This window comes from Methylobacterium sp. GC_Met_2 (assembly GCF_026540795.1).
Lineage (GTDB): Bacteria > Pseudomonadota > Alphaproteobacteria > Rhizobiales > Beijerinckiaceae > Methylobacterium.
Window position 1 is genome coordinate 65,726 of record NZ_JALNUM010000006.1, and the last position, 20,026, is coordinate 85,751.

Annotated in this window: 13 protein-coding genes; 6 read left to right on the forward strand and 7 right to left on the reverse strand. The window is 70.3% G+C overall.

Translation table 11 applies throughout. The annotated features are described in order from the left end of the window. Positions 1 to 139: 139 nt before the first annotated feature. Positions 140 to 742, reverse strand: coding sequence for a 3-isopropylmalate dehydratase small subunit (gene leuD / locus OXS49_RS04000; RefSeq protein ID WP_244004067.1), 603 nt, complete (start codon positions 740 to 742; stop codon positions 140 to 142). A 68-nt stretch (positions 743 to 810) separates the two neighbouring features. After that, the gene (locus tag OXS49_RS04005; protein WP_267422008.1) at positions 811 to 1,530 is read right to left on the reverse strand and encodes a HisA/HisF-related TIM barrel protein; all 720 of its coding nucleotides are present in this window, start codon (positions 1,528 to 1,530) and stop codon (positions 811 to 813) included. A gap of 21 nt (positions 1,531 to 1,551) precedes the next feature. Here OXS49_RS04005 and OXS49_RS04010 point away from each other — a divergent pair, with 21 nt between their 5' ends. The 3 genes from OXS49_RS04010 to OXS49_RS04020 are packed head-to-tail and all read left to right on the forward strand — an operon-like array spanning position 1,552 to position 3,593. Then, entirely contained in the window at positions 1,552 to 2,601 is a 1,050-nt protein-coding gene (locus OXS49_RS04010; protein ID WP_267422011.1) for a hydantoinase/oxoprolinase family protein, read from the forward strand. After that, entirely contained in the window at positions 2,598 to 2,798 is a 201-nt protein-coding gene (locus OXS49_RS04015) for a hypothetical protein (RefSeq protein WP_244004060.1), read from the forward strand. Before OXS49_RS04010 ends, OXS49_RS04015 begins: the two co-directional genes overlap by 4 nt. A gap of 18 nt (positions 2,799 to 2,816) precedes the next feature. After that, the gene (locus tag OXS49_RS04020) at positions 2,817 to 3,593 is read left to right on the forward strand and encodes a hypothetical protein (RefSeq protein WP_244004058.1); all 777 of its coding nucleotides are present in this window, start codon (positions 2,817 to 2,819) and stop codon (positions 3,591 to 3,593) included. Positions 3,594 to 3,690: 97 nt separating this feature from the next. Here the strand turns inward: OXS49_RS04020 and rplS are convergent, their stop codons facing one another. The 3 genes from rplS to argB form a co-directional block, all read right to left on the reverse strand. Next, complete coding sequence (rplS, locus tag OXS49_RS04025; protein ID WP_243927726.1) at positions 3,691 to 4,092, reverse strand: 50S ribosomal protein L19; 402 nt, start codon at positions 4,090 to 4,092, stop codon at positions 3,691 to 3,693. A 145-nt stretch (positions 4,093 to 4,237) separates the two neighbouring features. Next, the gene (locus OXS49_RS04030) at positions 4,238 to 4,978 is read right to left on the reverse strand and encodes a pyrimidine 5'-nucleotidase (RefSeq protein ID WP_244004055.1); all 741 of its coding nucleotides are present in this window, start codon (positions 4,976 to 4,978) and stop codon (positions 4,238 to 4,240) included. Between the two features lie 151 nt (positions 4,979 to 5,129). Continuing rightward, the gene (gene argB, locus OXS49_RS04035; protein ID WP_267422015.1) at positions 5,130 to 6,023 is read right to left on the reverse strand and encodes an acetylglutamate kinase; all 894 of its coding nucleotides are present in this window, start codon (positions 6,021 to 6,023) and stop codon (positions 5,130 to 5,132) included. Positions 6,024 to 6,376: 353 nt separating this feature from the next. Here argB and OXS49_RS04040 point away from each other — a divergent pair, with 353 nt between their 5' ends. The 3 genes from OXS49_RS04040 (at position 6,377) to OXS49_RS04050 (ending at position 16,865) form a co-directional block, all read left to right on the forward strand. Further along, positions 6,377 to 7,720: a UDP-glucose/GDP-mannose dehydrogenase family protein gene (locus OXS49_RS04040; protein ID WP_267422018.1), complete on the forward strand. Its 1,344-nt coding sequence runs from the start codon at positions 6,377 to 6,379 to the stop codon at positions 7,718 to 7,720. Positions 7,721 to 8,058: 338 nt separating this feature from the next. Beyond that, on the forward strand, positions 8,059 to 15,501 hold the full coding sequence (locus tag OXS49_RS04045) for a type I polyketide synthase (RefSeq protein ID WP_267422019.1): 7,443 nt from the start codon (positions 8,059 to 8,061) through the stop codon (positions 15,499 to 15,501). Beyond that, complete coding sequence (locus tag OXS49_RS04050; RefSeq protein WP_267422021.1) at positions 15,498 to 16,865, forward strand: aminotransferase class I/II-fold pyridoxal phosphate-dependent enzyme; 1,368 nt, start codon at positions 15,498 to 15,500, stop codon at positions 16,863 to 16,865. Before OXS49_RS04045 ends, OXS49_RS04050 begins: the two co-directional genes overlap by 4 nt. Positions 16,866 to 17,000: 135 nt before the next feature. Here OXS49_RS04050 and OXS49_RS04055 read toward each other — a convergent pair whose 3' ends face one another. Together OXS49_RS04055 and OXS49_RS04060 are read right to left on the reverse strand one after the other, a co-directional pair. Further along, positions 17,001 to 18,185: a polysaccharide biosynthesis/export family protein gene (locus OXS49_RS04055; protein ID WP_267422024.1), complete on the reverse strand. Its 1,185-nt coding sequence runs from the start codon at positions 18,183 to 18,185 to the stop codon at positions 17,001 to 17,003. A 184-nt stretch (positions 18,186 to 18,369) separates the two neighbouring features. After that, entirely contained in the window at positions 18,370 to 19,860 is a 1,491-nt protein-coding gene (locus OXS49_RS04060) for an LTA synthase family protein (RefSeq protein WP_267422027.1), read from the reverse strand. Positions 19,861 to 20,026 lie beyond the last annotated feature (166 nt).

A 20,026-nucleotide genomic window follows, 5' to 3' on the forward strand; every position in this document is an offset into this window, starting at 1 on the left:
GGAGCGCGCGCTTGGCCTCTGTCCCCATGCGCCCACAAACACCTTAAAAGGGCTGGGCCGAGCCCTTTGGGATCTCTTCAAGGATACAGTTCAAGGGCCGGGCCTCGCCAGAGAACGGTGAGGCCCGTGGCTCATCCGCTCAGGCCCATTCCCGCTGTGCGAGCTTCTGCTCGTAGGCGTCGATCGCCGAGGCGCGTTCCAGGGTCAGGCCGATCTCGTCGAGTCCGTTCAGGAGGTTGTGCTTGCGTCCGGCTTCGATCTCGAAATGCAGGCTGCCGCCATCCGGCCCCCGGATGGTCTGCGCGTCCAGGTCGATCGACAGGGTGGCGTTGGCGCCGCGCTCGGCGTCCTCGAACAGCTTTTCCAGATCCTCCGGGGCGACGGTGATCGCCAGGATGCCGTTCTTGGCGCAGTTGTTGAAGAAGATGTCGGCGAAGCTCGTGGAGATCACGCAGCGGATGCCGAAATCGGCCAGCGCCCAGGGCGCGTGCTCCCGGGACGAGCCGCAGCCGAAATTGTCGCCCACGACCAGGATCTTGGCGTTCCGGTAGGCCGGCTGGTTCAGCACGAAATCCGGGTTCTCCGAACCGTCCTCGCGGAAGCGCATCTCGGCGAACAGGCTCTTGCCGAGCCCGGTCCGCTTGATCGTCTTCAGGTATTTGGCCGGGATGATCCGGTCGGTGTCGACGTTGATCGTCCGCATGGGCGCCGCGACGCCCTCCAGGGTCGTGAATTTGTCCATCGTCTGCACGCTCGCGCGATGTGGCTGTCGGCCGAGGGTTTATCAGCGCCGCGTGCCCGCCGGAAGCGTCAGGCCAGACTCGCTGCGTCGGCCCGTGACAGGGTGCCGTCGTGCAGCGCCGAGGCCACCAGGGCGCCGGCGATCCCGGCTTCGCGCAACGCCCGCAGGTCGTCCGGCCCGCGCACGCCGCCCGCCGCATAGAGGCGGCGATCCGGGGCCCGCGCCTGCAGGGCCCCGAGCGCCGCGAGGTCGGGGCCGCTGCCGGCGCCGACCTGGGCCAGCGTCATGGCGATCACCTCGGGCGGCCAGAGCGACGGGTCGTCGTGGAGGGCGGCGGGGCCAAGGCGCTCAGCGCCACGCGTGTCGAGGGAGAGCACCGCGCGGTCTCCGAATCGCGCCGGCAGGCCGGCATCCGCCTGGCTCTCGCTGCCGATCACCGGCCGGCCGAGGCCGGTCGTCAGGAAGTCCGCGACGCCTTCCGGATCGGCGAAGCCCGCATCCACCCACAGGGCGACGCCCGGGCAGGCGCGGGCGATCGCCGTCAGCGCCACCAGATCCGGCGGCGCGTGGTCGATGATCGCGTCGAGATCCGCCACGTAGAGGATCTTGGCCGGCCAGGCGTCACACAGGCCGCGCGCCACCGCGTCGGGCGCAGACCCCTTTGCCAACGGCGTCTCGATCGGGGCATAGGAGGAGCGCTCGCCCCGGCGCGCCCGCACCACGCGGCCGCCCCGGAGATCGAGCACCGGGATCACCGCGAAGCCGGGGCGCCCGAATCCGTGGTCCATCGAGGCGTTCATCGCGGTCCCATGCTCTCACCATCCCTGAAGACGATCGGGTGGGACCTCGGCGGGGTTCACGTCAAGGCCGCGCTGGTGGAGGCCGGGCGCGTGGTCGCGGCCGTCCAGGTACCCTGCCCCCTCTGGCAGGGGCTGCCGGCCCTCGATCAGGCCCTCGCGCGGCTTCCGGACTGGGCCCGGACGGAGGCCCGGCACGCGGTCACCATGACGGGCGAATTGACCGACTGCTTCGCCGATCGGCGGGCCGGCGTGGCCGCGCTCGCAGGCTGGGCCGCGGCGCATCTCGATGGACCCGCGCGGATCTATGCCGGCCGCTCCGGCTTCGTCGCCCCGGAGGCGGCCGCGGAGGTTGCCGCCGCGGTGGCCTCGGCCAATTGGCACGCCACCGCGGCGCTCGCCGGCCGGATCGCCCCGGACGCGCTGCTGGTCGATATCGGTTCGACCACCACCGACCTGATCCCGATCGTGGGGGGGCGGCCGGCAGCGGCGGGCTACAGCGATTCCGAGCGGCTGGAGACGGGGGAACTCGTCTACACGGGCGTGGTCCGCACGCCGGTGATCGCGCTCGCCGACCACGCGCCCTTTGCCGGCCGGCGCACCCGGCTGATGACCGAGACCTTCGCCCATATGGCGGACGCCTACCGGATCCTCGGCCTGCTCCCCGAGGGGGCCGACCAGCAGACGAGCGGCGACCGCAAGGGCAAGTCGGTCGCCGAGAGCGGGACCCGGCTCGCCCGGATTGTCGGGCGCGACCGGGCGGAGGCCCCGGGCTCGGCCTGGGTGTCGCTGGCCGGGTATTTCGCCGAGGCGCAGCTGCGCCTGCTGCACGACGCGGCCGCGATTGTGCTCGGCCGGCCGGATTGTTCCGAGACGGCCCCCCTGATCACCTGCGGGGCCGGGGCCTTCCTGGGGGAGCGCCTCGCGGACCGGCTCGGCCGCAGAGCCGTGCCGCTGGTGGATCTTCTGGACGACCGGATCGCCGGCCCGCGCGACTGGATCTCGACCTGTGGGCCGGCGGTGGCGGTCGGCCTCATCGCCGCGGAGGAAACAGTCGCATGAGCGCCATCAAGATCCTGGCTCGGATCCTCACCGCCCGGGTCGGGCCGCATATCGAGCTGGCCGTGGAGACGGAGACCGGCGAGGTTCTGAAGGTGCTCGCCACCGAGGAGCAGATCGACCGGCTGGTCGATGAGCTGGACGACATCCTCAACTCGCCCGCCGGGCCGGAGGATGACGGCCCGCCCGCGGCGGCCTGAGCCGGCCCGAGACCGGTCATGAGCCTGATCGCCGCCAAGATCGCCATCACCCCGACGCTGATGTGGGCGGTCTCGGCGGCGGCGCGCCGTTGGGGCAGCCTCGTCGGCGGCGTCCTCTCGGGGCTGCCGCTGACCTCAGCGCCGATCTCGATCTACCTCACGGTCGAGCAGGGCGAGCGCTTCGCCGCCGAGGCGGCCATCGGCTCGGTGGAGGGGTTGGGGGCGGTGACGCTCTGCTACCTCGCCTACGCCCTCTGCGCCCCGCGGATGGGCGCCGTCGCGTCCATCGGCCTCGCCCTGGCGGCTTTCGTCCTGGGCGGCTCCGTGCTGCACGGGCTCGTCCGGCCCGGCCTGTGGCTCGCCACGGCGATCGACCTCCCGGCGATGGCGCTCGTCGTCGCCCTGTGCCGGCGGCGCGCCGCGTCCGGTGTTTCGGCCCGCCGGCCGCCGCGCTGGGACATGCCGGCCCGGCTGGCGGCGGCCACGACGCTGGTCCTGCTGGTCTCGACCCTGGCGCCCCTGCTCGGACCGGGACTGAGCGGCGTCCTGGCGCCGATCCCGATCATCTCCTGGCCGCTCATCGTCTTCGCCCGGCTGCAAGATGGGGTTGGTGCCTCGCTCGACGTGGTGCGCGGCAGCGCCCAGGGGGCGTTCGGCGTCTTGGCCTTCTATATCGTCGTCCACGCGACGCTCGGGGCGATGGATCCGGTGCTGGCCTACACCCTGTCGATCGCGGTGTCGGCCGCCTGCGTTCTGCCGTGGCTGCTCGCGCACCGGAATCTGCGGGCGGCGTGATCGCGCGCAAACAAGAGGCCCGCCCCGATGCATCGGAACGGGCCTCGATCCAAGACGTGCGGTGGAGGGCCAGCCGTGAAGACCGACCCTGCCGCGATCACTCGGCGGCGGCAGGCGCTGCGGCCGGGGCTTCCTTGGTCTTGTAGCGGTCGGTGCGCTCGACGATACGGGCCGACTTCCCGCGCCGGTCGCGCAGGTAGTACAGCTTGGCGCGGCGCACCTTGCCGCGGCGGACCACCTTGATCGAATCGATCATCGGGGAATGCACCGGGAAGACGCGCTCCACGCCCTCGCCGTACGAGATCTTGCGGACCGTGAAGCTCTCGTTGAGGCCGCCGCCCTGGCGACCGATGCAGACGCCTTCGTAGGCCTGGACGCGGGTGCGCTCGCCTTCCTTCACGCGGACGTTGACGATGAGCGTGTCGCCCGGCTCGAAATCCGGAATGGTCTTGGCCAGGCGCGCGACTTCCTCGCGCTCCAGCTGCTCGATGATGTTCATGGCATAGCTCCAGCCGTCGCGCCGTGACGCCCCTCATGGGCGGCCGGCACCAGGATTTCGGCGATCCTGTTGTGAGTTGGCCGGCTCTCTACAGGATCGTCCCCGGCTTGTCGATTGCCGTTGCGAAGCCCACGCGGGATGGCCGTCAGGCCGGCACGGCGCCGGCCTCGGGCAGCACGCAGTTCGACAGGAACGTCGCGAGGTCGTCGGTGATGTGATCGATATGCGGCTCGCGCACCGCCTCCTGCTCGAACGCCTCTCGATAGGGATCGATGATCTTGGGCACCACCAGGACGGTCGCCATGCCGAGGTCGTGCGGCACTGCGAGGTTGCGGGCGATGTCCTCGAACAACGCGGCGCGGGTCGGTTCGACGTCATGCGCCTTCAGGAAGCGCTCGTAGGTCGAGCGCTCGGGCTTTGGTACGAAATCGGCCGCCGCGATGTCGAACACGTCCTCGAAATGATCGAGTATGCCGAGCTTGGCCGCCACGTTCTCGGCGTGCCGGCGCGAGCCGTTCGTCAGGATCAGCTTGCGCCCCGGCAGCCGCTCGATCGCGTCGCCGAGATCCTTGTCGAGCTTGATCATCGAGTGATCGATGTCGTGCGCGAAATCGAGGAAGTCGTGCGGATCGACCCCGTCCTCGACCATCAGCGCCTTCAGCGTCGTGCCGTAGCGATGATAGAAGTACTTCTGCAGGGCGCGGGCCGAGATCCCGTCGAGCCCGTAGAGCCCCATCACGTAGAGCGTGATTCGCTCATCGACCTGCGGCCAGACCCGGGCGTCGCTCGGGTAGAGCGTGTTGTCGAGGTCGAACACCCAGGTGTCGACATCGCTGAACCCGCGCGCGCCGGGCGTGGTGAACTGAGCCTTGTCGGGGTGATGCACCGTATCCCTTTGGATTCGTCCCCTGGAAGGCAAGTCTGGACCGTTGCGGTCAAGCTCGCAACCCTGGCCGATTCGGGCCGCTCGGGAGCAGGACAATGCGCGTGCGGGACGGAGGTTGCCGCCCCGCACGATTCCCTGCCGCGGCCGGTGCTCAGCCCCGCCGGATCAGCGTGCCGGCACCGTAATCGGTGAACAGCTCCAGCAGCACCGCGTGGTTGACCTTGCCGTCGAGGATGACGACCGCCTCCACGCCGCGCTCGATCGCGTACATGCAGGTCTCGATCTTGGGGATCATCCCGCCGGTGATGGTGCCGTCGGCGATCAGGCGGCGGCAATCCTCCACGGTGAGTTCCGGGATCAGCTTCTTGTCCTTGTCGAGGACACCCGGAACGTCTGTGAGGAGCAGCAGCCGCTTGGCCCGGAGCGCCCCCGCGATGGCACCCGCGAACGTGTCGGCGTTGACGTTGTAGGTCTGCCCATCCGCCCCGTAGGCGACCGGCGCGAGCACGGGAATCAGCTCGGCCTTGAGCACCGCGTCGAGGACGCCGCGCTCGACATGGTCCGGCTCGCCGACGAGGCCGAGGTCGATGGTCTGCTCCAGATGGCTTTCCGGATCGACCACGGTCTTCATCGCCCGCTTGGCCCGGACCATGTTGCCGTCCTTGCCGCACAGGCCGATGGCCCGCCCGCCCTCGGCCGAGATCCAGCCGACGATCTGCTTGTTGATCAGGCCGGCCAGGACCATCTCGACCACCTCGACGGTGGCCTCGTCGGTCACGCGCAGGCCGTTGCGGAACTCGGACTGGATGCCGAGCCGGTCGAGCATCTTGCCGATCTGCGGCCCGCCGCCGTGGACGACGATCGGCTTCAGCCCGGATTGCTCGAGAAGGACGATGTCCTCGGCGAAATCCTCGGCCGCGGACCGGTCGCCCATGGCGTGGCCGCCATACTTGATGACCACGATCTCTTGGTCGTAGCGCTGCATGTGGGGCAGCGCCTGGGCCAGGACCTCGGCGCGCACGTGGACGTTGGGGAGTTCGGTCATCGCGGTCCTTCGCCGATCCTTCGCCGATACTTGGGTCAGGGCCTGAGGGCGGGATTGCGCCTGCGCCCGTCGGGCGGTGGCGCTTCTACAGGAAGGCATCGGCACTGCGAAGCCGCTCCTGCGCCAATGCGAGCAAGAAAGCGCGATGCGCGGCGATGCGGCCCGAAAACCGCGGCGCCGGCGCAGGACCGATTCGCCGCCGCGGCCGGACCGTCAAAAAACAGTCACCCTTCCCGTGTGTTGCAATCGGGCGACAGGCTGGAGACGATCCAGGCTGGGCCGGGTTGCACCCCCGTGATGCCCGGACCATGCTGCATTGCAGCAAGTCGGGGCCGAGCTGCCGAGAGGACCGGATGCGGATCGCGATGATTGGGGCCGGGTATGTCGGCCTGGTATCCGGGGCCTGCCTGGCGGATTTCGGCCACGGCGTGGTCTGCATCGACCGCGACCCGGACAAGATCGCGAGCCTGAACGCCGGCCGCATGCCGATCTATGAGCCGGGGCTCGACGCGCTGGTGGCCGAGAACGTCCGCCAGGGCCGGCTCGCCTTCCGCTCGATCATGCGCGAGGCCGTGGCCGAGGCCGACGCGGTGTTCATCGCGGTCGGCACCCCGTCACGCCGCGGCGACGGCTTCGCCGACCTCAGCTTCGTGTTCGACGCGGCCCGTGAGATCGCCGGCGCGCTCTCGGGGTTCACCGTCGTGGTCACCAAGTCCACGGTCCCGGTCGGAACCGGCGACGAGGTCGAGCGCATCATCCGCGAGGCCAACCCGTCGGCGGACTTCGCCGTCGCCTCCAACCCCGAGTTCCTGCGCGAGGGCGCGGCCATCTCGGACTTCAAGCGCCCCGACCGCATCGTGGTCGGCACCGAGGAGGCCCGGGCCGAGGCGGTGATGCGCGAGGTCTACCGCCCGCTCTATCTCAACGCCGCGCCGATCCTCGTGACCAGTCGCCGCACCGCCGAGCTGATCAAGTACGCCGCCAACGCGTTCCTGGCTGCCAAGATCACCTTCATCAACGAGATCGCCGACCTGTGCGAGGAGGTCGGCGCCGACGTGCAGCAGGTCGCCCGGGGCATCGGGCTGGACAACCGGATCGGCACCAAGTTCCTGCATGCCGGCCCGGGCTATGGCGGCTCGTGCTTCCCCAAGGACACCCTGGCGCTGGTCAAGACCGCCCAGGACGCCGGCACGCCGTTACGGCTGGTCGAGACCGTGGTGGCGGTCAACGACCAGAGGAAGCGCGCCATGGCGCGCAAGATCATCAGAGCGTGCGGCGGTTCGGTGCGGGGAAAGACGGTGGCGCTCCTCGGCCTGACCTTCAAGCCCGACACGGACGACATGCGCGACGCGCCGTCGCTGGCGATCGCGGCGGGCCTTCAGGATGCGGGCGCGACGGTGCGCGCCTACGATCCGGAGGGCATGGCGCATGCGCGGGTGCTGATGCCGGCTGTGGATTACGCCGAGAACGCCTATGCCTGCGCGGAGGGCGCGGATGCCCTGGTGATCGTCACCGAATGGAACGCCTTCCGGGCGCTCGATCTCGACCGGCTGCGCGAGGCCATGGCGTCCGGCGGATCGGCGCCCGTCCTGGTCGATCTGCGCAATATCTATGATCCCGAGAGCGCCGCACGCCACGGCTTTAGCTATTGCGGCGTCGGGCGAAACGGGGCGGGCGCTGTGGTGGACCCGTCCTGACCTCGCGATGATCCGAAGATCACTTCGGAAGATCTTCTAGCGGCCGCGGCGCGCTGCCGTCAGACGGGCTGCCGAAGGCGGGGCGAAACTGTGGCTTTCTGATGATCGTTTCAGCGTCTCCGCGGACGGTCGACCGGTCCAAACTTGGCATTCTGACCGCCGGGATTGGATAAGACGCTGATGAATACATGTCACAGCCTTGGGCAATTTCGCCGCACGGGGATGACCTCGCGTCCGGGCTGGTTGGACACCGCAATGGTGCCACAGTAAGGGGTGAGAGGGTACTCACTCGTCGCGAGCCGAGCCGACTTCCGATAACGAGCGTGTGCGAACCGAACGTGACACAACGTACAGATATTGCGATTGTCGGACGCGCATGCCGACTGCCCGGGGCCCCCAGTGTGGACGGGCTGTGGTCACTCCTCTCCGAGGGGCGCTGCGCCGTCAGCAAGGTGCCGGCCGACCGGTTCTCCCTGGAGCGGTTCGCGCATCCCCGCGCCCATGAGCGTGGCAAGAGCTACACTTGGTCGGCGGGCGTCATCGACGACGTATGGTCGTTCGACCCGGCGGTGTTCGGCATCTCGCCCCGCGAGGCCGAGCAGATGGATCCGCAGCAGCGCATGCTGCTGGAGCTGACCTGGGAAGCCCTCGAGGATGCGGGCCTGCGCCCGTCGAGCGTGGCCGGCAGCCATATCGGCGTGTTCGTCGGCGCCTCCTCGCTCGATTACGGCAACCTGCGCATCCTCGACGCGGCCTCGGGCGACGCCTACGCGGCCACCGGCAACACGCTGTCGATCATCTCGAACCGCATCTCCTACATCTTCGACCTGAAGGGTCCGAGCTTCACGGTCGACACGGCCTGTTCGTCCTCGCTCGTCGCCTTCGACAACGCCGTGCAGGCGATCCGGTCGGGCCGCGTCGACACGGCCGTCGTCGCCGGCGTCAACGTGCTGGCGAGCCCGTTCAACTTCATCTGCTTCTCCACCGCGCAGATGCTCTCGCGCACCGGCCTGTGCCAGGCGTTCTCCAAGAACGCCGACGGCTACGTGCGCTCGGAGGGCGGCGTGGTGTTCGTGCTGCAATCGGCCGAGGCCGCGCGGCGCAACGGCGCCACGGTCCGCGCCGTGGTGTCGGCCTCGGGGATCAACTCCGACGGGCGCACCACCGGCATCTCGCTCCCCTCGGGCTACGCTCAGGGCGCCCTGCTGGAGAAGGTCTACCGCGAGGCCGAGATCGGGCTCGACGACCTCGCCTTCATGGAAGCGCACGGCACCGGTACCCCGGTGGGCGACCCGATCGAGGCCTCGGCCATCGGCTCGAAGCTCGGCCGCGGCCGGCGGGCGCCGCTGCCGATCGGCTCGATCAAGACCAACATCGGCCACACCGAGCCGGTCTCGGGCCTCGCCGGCCTGATGAAGGCGACGCTTGCGCTGGAGCACGATCTCGTGCCGCCGTCGCTGCATGCGGCGGAGCTGAATCCCGACATCCCGTTCGACGAGTTGAACCTGCGCGTCGTGCAGGAGGCCATGCCGATCAGCCGCGGTTCGCGCGAGCGCTTCGCGGGCGTGAACTCCTTCGGCTTCGGCGGCACCAACGCCCACGTGGTCATCACCGACGCGCCGGCCTGGGCGACGCATGTGGACGCCACCGTGCAGCCAAAGGCCCAGGTGCTGTTGCTCTCGGCACAGACCCGGGCCGCCCTGAACGAGCTCGCCCTGGACTACGCCGAGCGTCTCGAGGCCGAGCCGGCTCAGGTGCCGAAAGTGGCGGCCGCCGTCGCGCATCGCCGCGAGCGCATGCCGGCCCGCCTCGCCATCGCGCTGGACGGCAAGACCGACGTGGCCGCGGCGCTCCGCGCCATCGGCGAGGGCGAGGACACCCAGGACGCCTTCACCGGCACCGCGGTCGACCGCGTCGCCGAGGTGGCCTTCATCTATTCGGGCAACGGCAGCCAGTGGGCCGGCATGGGCCGCGAGGCCTACGAGGAGAACGCGAGCTTCCGCGCGACCTTCGACCGGATCGACACCCTGTTCCAGGTCTATTCGGACTGGTCGCTGAAGGACGCGCTCTACGCCGACGATCTCGACGAGCGCCTCGCGTTGACCAGCGTGTCGCAGCCGCTGATCTTCGCGATCGAGAGTGCCTCCACGGCCGCCCTCAAGGCCAAGGGCCTGATCCCGTCCTACGTGCTGGGCCACAGCGTCGGCGAGATCGCCGCCGCCGAGGCTGCCGGGATCCTCAGCCTGGAGGATGCGGTCCGGGTCATCTACTACCGCAGCCACCATCAGGAGACGACGCACGGCCAGGGCACCATGGCGGTGCTGCTGATGCCGGCCGAGGAGGTCGAGACCTTCCTCAAGGATTTCCCGACCCTCGACATCGCCGCCTACAACAGCCCGAAGGCCGTGACGGTCGCCGGGCCGGTGGCCGATATCGAGGCCGCCCTGAAGGCCCTGTCGCGCAAGCGCCGGCGCGGGCGCAAGCTCGACCTCGCCTACGCCTTCCACGGCCGGCTGATGGACCCGACCGAGAAGCCGCTGCTGCGCGACCTCGCCGGGCTGAAGGCCAAGGCCGGCACCACCGCGATGGTCTCCACTGTCACCGGTGAGGTGCTGGACGGTTCCCATTTCGGCGCCGGCTACTGGTGGCGCAACATCCGCGAGCCGGTCCGCTTCTCCGAGGCCGTGCAGGACGCCACCCGCCGCGGCGCCCGCGTGTTCGTCGAGGTCGGCCCGCGCGCGACCCTGATGTCCCATGTCGGCGACGCGGTCGAGCCGCTCGGCATCGAGACCGCCACGGTCGGCGTGATGCACCGCAAGGCGTCGGGCGGCGATCCGATCGCCAAGGCGGTCAGTGCCGCCCTGGTCCAGGGTGCGCAGGTCGACGAGTCCCTGCTGTTCGGCGACGCGCCGAAGGGCGACGTGCGCCTGCCGACCTATCCCTGGCAGCGCCGGCCGTTCCGCCTCGCCGACACCACCGAGGGCGTCGGCGCGATGAGCGCCCGCCCCTACCACCCGCTGATCGGCTCCCGCACGACCTTCGACGGTCTGGAATGGAACGGCTTCGTCGATCCCGCGACCGTGCCCGAACTGGAGGACCACAAGGTCGACGGCCAGGTGATCATGCCGGGCGCCGGCTTCGTCGAGATGGCGCTCGCCTGCGTTCGCGAAGCGATGCGCGACGACGAGGTCGTGCTCGCCGACTTCGAGATCGTGGCGCCGATGGTGTTTGCCGAGGAGGCGCTGCGCGAGGTCGCGGTGCGCCTGTCGGGCTCCGGCAACGGCATCCAGGTGCTGAGCCGCCCGCGCCTGACCCAGACGCCCTGGCAGCTCCACGCCCAGGCCAAGATCGTCGAGGGCACCTTCTCGGCGCCGAAGGTCCCGGACCTGAACGGTTTCAGCTTCGACACGGCCGGCGAGCACGTGCTCTCCGGCGACGCGCTCTACGCCAAGGCCCTGGCTTCCGGCCTCGCCTTCGGCCCGAGCTTCCAGCAGGTCGCCATGAGCGCCCGGCTGGACGACGCCACCATCGTGTCCGACCTGCTGCCGGCCGAGCCCGACACCCGCTACGGGCTGGTGCCGAACCGGCTCGACGCCTGCTTCCACGGGCTGATCCTGCTCTTCGCCGACCTGCTCGGCGAGAATGGCGGCAAGGCCTACATCCCGGTGCGCTTCGGCGAGGTCCGGCTGGTGACCCCGGGCGCCGTGATCGCCCGCTCGATCATCCGGACCCGCCGGTGCAACGAGCGTTCGATCCTGGCCGACTTCACCCTGCTCGATACCGAGGGTGGGATCGTCGCCACGATCCGCGAGGGCCGGTTCCAGGCCCTCCGCGCCAAGACCGGCGGTGACCTCTCGGCCTTCGCGATCTCGCAGGTGCCGGAACTCGCCACCGAGCCGACGGCGATCCCGATGGAGCGCCGCCCGAGCGTGGCCGCCCGGCTGCGGCCGCTGACCGCCGAATCGAAGGGCCCGGCCGATGCCGCCCTGTCGCCGGGGCACCTCCTGCTGGAGGGCTGGGCGACGTCGCTGGCCTACCGCCTCGCCGCCGGGCTGGCGCAGGGCGAGACCGTCTCGGCCCAGGACCCGCGCGTGCCCGAGGCCCTGCGCCCCTGGCTGCTGAACGCCCTTTACGCCCTGGAGAGCAGCGGGCTCGCCGAGCGCGCCGGCCAGAACTGGACGTTGGGCGACGGCTCCGCGCTGCCGGCCCCCGACGAGATCATGCGCTGGATCGCGGGCGACCATCCGGATCTCTCGGCCGAGCTGGTGCTGATCGCCGATGTCGGCGCCCTTGTGGACCGTCTGCTCGCCGGTAAGCTCACCGACGCGCCGGCCCTGCCGCAGGGAGCGATCGACGCCTTCGTGCTTCGCTCGGCCACCGCGCGCCACGGCGCCGACGTGGTTGCAGGCCTGATCGAGCGCAGCCGGAGCCAGCTCCCCAAGGAGCGGGCGCTGCGCGTGCTCCAAGTCGGGTTCGGCCCACTCTCGGCCCAGACCGCGACCTTCGCGGCCGCGGCCGAGGCTCGGCTCACCGTGTTCGAGACCGACCGCAGGCTGGCCGAGCGTGCCCGCCTGTCGCTGGGCCGCGCCGCTGCCGTGATCGAGGCGGCTGACGAACTTGCGCCCGGCAGCTTCGACCTGATCCTGGCGGCCGGCAGCCTGCATCGTGGTGACCGGGCCCTGCCGGGCCAGCTCGCCGGGGCGCTCGCCACCGGCGGCCTGCTGGTGGCGGTGGAGCCGGGATCGTCCCTGTTCCGCGACCTCGTGTTCGGCCTGACCTCAGGCTGGTTCGAGGAGGCGGTCGGCGGCCTGCCGGTCGGCCGGCTGGAGGATATCGAGGGCTGGCAGCGCACGTTGAGCGCCCACGGCCTCGTCAAGGTCGAGGTCGAGCGGTCGACCTCCGCCAACGGCGACGACTTGCTCCTGACCGCCGAGGCCCCGGTACGCCCGGGCCCGGCCCCGGCCCAGAGCTTCGCCTTCATCATCGGCTCCGACGACGAGTTCGCGGCCGAAACCGCCTCCTCCCTGGCGACCCTGTTGGTCGCGGGCGGCGTGCATGTCTCGATCATTCTCGACTCCGAGACCTCGCTGATGGAGCTGGAGCGGGAGACCCCCGACACGGTGGTGTTCCTGGCCGGCGCCTTCACCCGCGGCGGCGAGGCGTCCGAGCGCCTGCGCGACCGCTGCCTCAGCCTGAAGCGCTGCACCGAGCACCTTGGCGCGCGCCAGACCCGGTTGTGGGTCGTGGCGCCGGGCGCCACCCGTGATCGCGGCGGCCAGACCACCAACATCGAGGCCGGCGTGTGGGCCTTCTCCCGCACGCTCGCCAACGAGGCCCCAAACCTTGACGTTCGCCGCATCGACCTCTCCCCCGAGATGTCGTCGAAGCGTGCCTCCGAGCGCCTGCGTGACCTCATCCTCTCCGGCACTCCGGAGACCGAGATCGTGCTGGACGACGAGCAGACCCAGGTCGTGCGCTTCCATGCCGGCAAGCCGCAGCACCGGGATCCGGCGGATCTGATCCCGGCCGAGGCCGCGCGCCTGGAGCGTAGCAACACCGGTGGTCTCAGCGAGATGGTCTGGGGTCCGGCCGAGCGCCGCGCACCCGGCAAGGGCGAGATGGAGATCGCGGTCGAGGCCACCGGCCTCAACTTCCGCGACGTGCTCTGGGCGCTCTCGATGCTCCCCGAGGAGATCCTGGAGGACGGCTTCGCCGGTCCGCGACTCGGCCTTGAATGCGCTGGCCGCGTCACCGCGGTCGGCCCGGGCGTGAAGGGCTTCAAGGTCGGCGATCCGGTCGTCGCCTTCGCCCAGTCGGGCTTCGCCACCCACATCGTGGTGCCGGACCTCGTGGTCGCGCCGATGCCGCCGGGCCTCGACCCGATGGCGGCTGCCACCGTGCCGGTGGCGTTCCTCACCGCCTATTACGGACTCGTTTCCTGCGCCCGGATGCGGCGCGGCGAATGGGTTCTGGTCCATGGTGGCGCTGGCGGCGTCGGCTTGGCGGCGCTCCAGATCGCCAAGCTGAAGGGTGCGCGGGTCATCGCCACGGCCGGCTCCCGCGAGAAGCGGGCGTTGGTCAAGGCGCTGGGCGCCGAGCATGTGCTGGATTCCCGCTCCCTCGCCTTCGTGGACGAGATCCGGGCGATCACCGGAGACGGCGTCGACATCGTGCTGAACAGCCTGTTCGGCGAGGCGATGGAGCGCTCGCTCAACGCGCTGCGGCCGTTCGGCCGCTTCGTCGAGCTGGGCAAGCGCGATTACGTCGCCAACACCCATATCGGCCTGCGCCCGTTCCGGCGGAACCTTAGCTATTTCGGCGTCGATCTCGATCAGGTGATCCAGCACCAGGGCGATGACGGCGCGCGGATGTTCCGCGAGGTCATGGCCCTGTTCAACGACGGCGGCTTGAAGCCCCTGCCCTATCAGCCCTTTACGGCGGCCGAGACTTCGGACGCGTTCCGGCTGATGCAGCAGTCCGGCCATATCGGGAAGATCGTGATCAGCCCGCCCAAGGCCGGCACGATCATGAAGGATACGGCTAAGCCGTTCGTGGTCTCGGAGACGGGCGTCCACCTGCTCACCGGCGGCCTCGGAGGCTTCGGCCTGGAGGCGGCGCGCTGGCTGATCGACCGGGGTGCGAAACACCTCGTGCTCGCCGGCCGCAAGGGCGCGGCCACCGACGAGGCCAAGGCGATCGTCGCCGAACTCACGGCACGGGGCGTGACCGTCGAGGCCAAGGCCGTCGACATCACCAGCCGTGCCTCGGTGGATCGCCTGATCGCCGGGATCGAGCAGGGCGGCAAAAAGCTCGCGGGCGTGCTCCACGCCGCGGCGGTGCTTCAGGACGGCCTGATCGCCAATATCGACGCGGCTGCGCTCGACGCCGTGATCGGTCCGAAGGTGGTGGGCGCTCAACACTTGGACGCCGCGACCCGCGACCGGAGCCTCGACTACTTCGTCCTGTTCTCCTCGGCGACGACCTTCATCGGCAATCCCGGTCAGGGCTCGTACGTGGCCGCCAACGGCTTCATGGAGGGCCTCGCCCGCCAGCGCCGCCGTCGCGGCCTGCCCGCTCTGGCGGTGGCCTGGGGTGCGATCGGCGATGTCGGCATGCTCGCCCGCAACAAGGCGGTCATGGAAGGCCTCGCCGGCCGCGTCGGCGTCACGCCGATGGAGGCCCGCCGCTGTCTCGACCTGATGGCCGAGGCACTGGGGCACCAGGGTGCGTCCCCCGACGAGGCGGTCATCGCCATCGCGGCGATGCACTGGGGCAAGGCGCGCGAGCGTCTGGCCACCATGCGCTCGCCGAGCTACGCCGAACTGGGCTCCGACCAGCAGGCCGAGGCCGGCGGTGTCCAGGCGATCAACATCGGGGCGCTGCTCAAGGGCGGCGACCTCGACTCGGTCCGCAAGACCGTGTCGGACGCGATCGTCGAGGACATCGCCCGGATCCTGCGCCTGCCGAAGGACGACATCAGCCGCGTGCGCCAGCTCTCGGAGATCGGCCTCGACTCGCTGATGGGTGTCGAGCTCGGCGCCAGCCTGCAGGAGCGCTTCGCCCTCGATGCGCCGCCCGCGGGCCTGTCCTCGGGCATGACCGTCAACGAGCTGTCGGAGTCCTTAATTCAGGCGGTTTCCGCGCCCATGGACGAGGCGGCCGGTGTCGCGATGAGCCTCGTCTCGAAGCATATCGGTGGTGAGATCGATGCGGCGATGATGGCGCCGCTCCGGGAACTCATCGAGCAGACGTCCAGCCCGATCAAAGAGACCAACACATGACCGATACGGCACGGCCTGACGGCGGGCGCGCGGCGCTCGCCGGCTTCGTGACGAACCGCCTCGGGCGCGCGACGCCGCGCCCGGCACCCGCCAAGGCGGCCTCCCCGGCCGGGCGGTCGGCCGCGCAGAATTTCGAGAACCTGCCGGGCTACCGCGAATTGCAGCTCCAGCGTCAGGCGGCGCAGCTGATCGGCCTGGGCAACCCGTTCTTCCGCGTCCACGACGCCAAGGCCGGCGCGACCACCCGGATCGACCAGAAGAGCTTCACCAACTTCTCGTCGTACGACTACCTCGGCCTGAACGGTCACCCGCGGGTGAGCAACGCGGCGCGCGAGGCGATCGACGCCTACGGCACCTCCGCGTCGGCGAGCCGTGTGGTGGCCGGCGAGCGGCCGGGTCATATCAGCCTGGAGCAGGCGCTGGCCAAGCACTACCACACCGAGGGTTGCGTCGTGATGGTGAGCGGGCACGCCACCAACGTGACGACCATCGGCGCCCTGCTCGAAGCCGGCGACGTGATCTTCCACGATGCGCTGTCCCACAACAGCATCGTCACCGGCGCGCAGCTCTCGGGCGCCCAGCGGCGCTCCTTCGCGCACAACGATCTCGACGCCCTGGAAACCCTGCTCCAGTCGACCCGCCACGAGCACCGCCGGGCGCTGATCGTGGTCGAGGGCCTGTACAGCATGGATGGCGATGCGCCGGACCTCGCCGGCCTGATCACCCTCAAGAAGCGCTACGATGCGTGGCTGATGGTCGACGAGGCCCACGGCCTCGGCGTCACCGGCCGGACTGGCGCGGGCCTGTTCGAGCATTGCGGTGTCGACCCCAAGGAGGTCGACATCTGGATGGGCACGCTGTCGAAGACGCTCTCGACCTGCGGCGGCTATATCTGCGCCCCGATCGCGCTGATCGAGTACCTGAAGCACTCGGCCGGCGGCTTCGTCTACAGCGTCGGCATGTCGCCGCCGCTCGCCGCTGCCGCCGAGGCGGCGCTTGCGGTGATGCATGCCGAGCCGGAACGGGTCGAGCGCCTGCGCCAGAACGGAAATCTGTTCCTGGCGACCGCCAAGAAGCTCGGCCTCGACACCGGCTTCAGCCTGGGTCTCGCGGTGGTGCCGATCATCGTGGGCGACTCGCTGAAGGCTGTGACCCTGTCGGACCGTCTGTTCCGGCGCGGCATCAACGTGCAGCCGATCATCCACCCGGCGGTGCCGGAGCGGGCCTCGCGCCTGCGCTTCTTCCTGACCTCCGAGCATACTGCCGACCAGATCCGCGACACCGTGAACGCGGTGGCCGAGGAGATGACGGCGATCGACAAGGGCGGCTCGCTGATCGAGCAGCTGCTGGCCAAGCGGGCCTGAATGCGTCCGGGGCCGCGCGCCCCGGATCGCGATCGGTCTTCGCTGAAAACGAGAAGGGGGCGCGGAGATCATCCGCGCCCCCTTCTCGTTCGGGATCTGTCGGACTGATCGCCGGCCCGGAGGCCGGCGCCTTGCCTACTTCGTGTAGGCGTAGGCCGTGGCCACGGAGGCGATCGGGCCGGTGACGCCGCTGAAGGCGGTCAGCACCTTCGACAGCTCGGTGAACGGCGCGTTCGAGACGTAGACGAGGTCGCGGTTGCGCATCCGGAACGCCTGGGACACGAACAGGCTGTTGGGGTCGCGCATGTCGATCCGGTAGACCACCGGGACCAGCGGCGTGCCGAGCAGCTTCGAGCCCGGGTTGAGCCGCCGCACCACGCTGGCCGGCTCGAACCGGAAGATGAACGTCCCGGACGGGTCGGCGGCGAAGTCCGACAGGCCACGCGCCTTGGCCAGCGCCTGCGCCAGCGTGATCCCATCGGCCTGGAACGGCAGCTCGGTGGCTTGTCCCAGCGCACCCACCGCCAGGAAGGTCTGCGGGTCGCGTACGAGCGTGAGCACGTCGTTGGGCCGCAGGTAGATGTTTTCCTTGGGGTTCGACACCACCGTGGTCAGCGGCACGGTCGCGGTCACCGGCCCGCGGGAGAGCCGCACGAAGGTCTCCGAGACCGGCGAGCGGTTGCCGCCCGCGGCCGCGATGACGTCGAGGATGCGGTCCCCGTGGCCCGAGAGCGGCAGGCGGGCGCCGGCCGCGCCCTCGCCGGTGATGGTCACGGCCTGGCTGATCGGGCGGGTGACCGACACGAGCACCTGCGGCTGGATGGCCTTGCCGGCGAGCTCGCTCTCGATCAGCGTCTGGACATCCTGGGGCCGGCGGCCGTCGACCTTGATGCGGCCGGCGTAGGGCACCGAGATGGCGCCGTCGCGCCCGACCGGCTGTTCGGGGATGAGGGCGGACTTGGACCCGGCCGAGAAGCGGTCGGCGACCAGCGGACCGGAGAACAGGCCGCCGGACCCGGCTTCCCAGATCGAGACCGAGACCATGTCGCCGATGCCGATGACAGGCTCGGCGGAGGGGCGGTGATCGCCGAAGGAGGCGAGCAGGCTGTCGAGCGGACGACCGCGCAGGGCCTCGACGACGGCGGGGTTGACGTCGATGATCTCGTAGCGGGCCAGCAGGCCGCCATCGGCGGTGGCCACCTCCGAGCCCGCCTGAATCGCGCTCGCCGTCGGACCCGCCGCAGGCAGGTACGTGCATCCGCCAACGGATCCGGCCGCCAGGGCGGCCATCAGGGCGGTGCGCGCCGTCTTACGCAGCATCACAGAGTCTTCTCCAGCCGATCCCGCGCCATCGCTGGCCCGGACCGGGACATCCAGTTAGATCGCCAAACGCTGCGATCGCTTTAACGGCCGTGCGATCGCCCTCGCGGAGCGCTGCATCATCCGCCGCCAATGCGTCACCAGCGTGGCACCGCCACGCTTCGCGCCGGCAAGCTTGACCATATCACGTCGCGGCGGCGCTGTCCGCAGGCGCGGTGGCAATGGCACCGCGCAGTTCCCGGCCCAGGGCGTCGGCCGTGATGTCGAGCCGCCGCGGGGGGGGCACCGGCCGTCCGAACCGGAACAGGGCATAGTCCGTCGTCCGGCCGCCGAAACCAGGTGTGCAGGCGGGGAGCGAGGGGGCGTGATCGCCGAACACGCAGAGCGTCATGGTCTGGCCCCGCTCGCCGGCCAGCCGTTCGAGCCCGGCGAGGACCGCCTCCACCATCTGCCCGGTATGGACCACGTGGTGCATGTACTGCGCCTGCGGATCGTCGATCCCGGGGAGTCGACCGGGCTTCCACGGGCCATGGTTCTCCATGGTCACGCAGAACAGGAACAGGGGCGTGCGCCGCGCCCCGACCTCCGCCAGCAGGCGCTCGCCCAGCGCCACGTCCCCGACATACGGCCCGACCCGCTCGGCCCCGGCGAAGGCCTCCTCCATCACGAGGTCGCTGAAGCCGAAGGTTTCCATCACCTGCGCCCGGCGGAAGAAATCCCGGTGGAACGGGTGCAGGAACAGGGTGGCGTAGCCGCGGCCGCGGGCCAGCCGGGCGAGGCTCGTGGGCTCGTCGCCGCTGCGTGACGTGTAGGGGTCGTAGCGACCGAAACCGAGGGTTTCGGAGGGCCGCCCGGTGAGCACGGCGTGCTCGCTGCGCATCGTGTAGGCGCCGTGTGCCGGAACCTGGAGGCGGCCGTACTGCGCGGCCCGGCTGCGGAACAGCGCCATCGCCGGCAGGGACGGGCCGCCCAGGCGCTCCGGATCGATGAACGATTCGAGCTGGATCACCACCACCACGTCGTCCCCCGGTCCGGGGGACAGCACAGGCGGCTCGGGCACCGGCTCGCTGCCCGCGAAGTCCCGGGCGGTGTAGCCCAGCAGGCTCGCCGGCAGGCCGACCCGAGCCACGTCGCCTTCAAGGTCGGGGCGCGGAAACCAGCGCGTGACCAGCCGGGCGAGCGGCGGGCGCGGCGCGGCCCAGGCCAGCAGACCGAGCAGCAGCGGCAGGCCGAGGAGCGCCAGGATCCGCGGGAGAGCGGCGGCCGGCAGCACGCTCGGCTCGGTCCGATACCAGAGCGCGGTCGCGCCCAGGGTCACAAGGACGGGGATGCTCACGCGCGGATGCCACAGGGGCGGGATGTAGTAGAGCTGCGGGTGGCGCGGTACCTGCGGCAGCAGGGCGAAATCGCTGAACAGCAGCGGCTCGCCGATCACCGAGCGCTTGGCCCGGCTGACGAAGATCAGCGCCGTCACCGAGATCACCAGGGTCAGCCCGGCCAGCCAGGGCCGCCAAGAGAATGCGAACCAGAACAACAGGATCAGCAGATAGCCCAGCAGCCGCAAGGCGAGGTCGCGGGGGGCGAGGCTTGCCCGGGTGATCGAATCGCCCGCGACCACCTCCAGGACAAGGCAGAGAGCGAGTGCGAGGCCGGTGGCGGTGAGGAACGTCGTCAAGACTCGAAACACTCGGCGTGGGACAGGTTCAGCACTGCCGGGGAAAAGTGTGCGGAAGCAGCGTGTTGTGGGCGGTTCCTAAACCCGCAGCGAAGGAGCCGGCCCGGTGGCGTGTTTCTGAGTGTCGACATGAGCCGCACGCGCTATCACTTTGATTTCGCTGGCA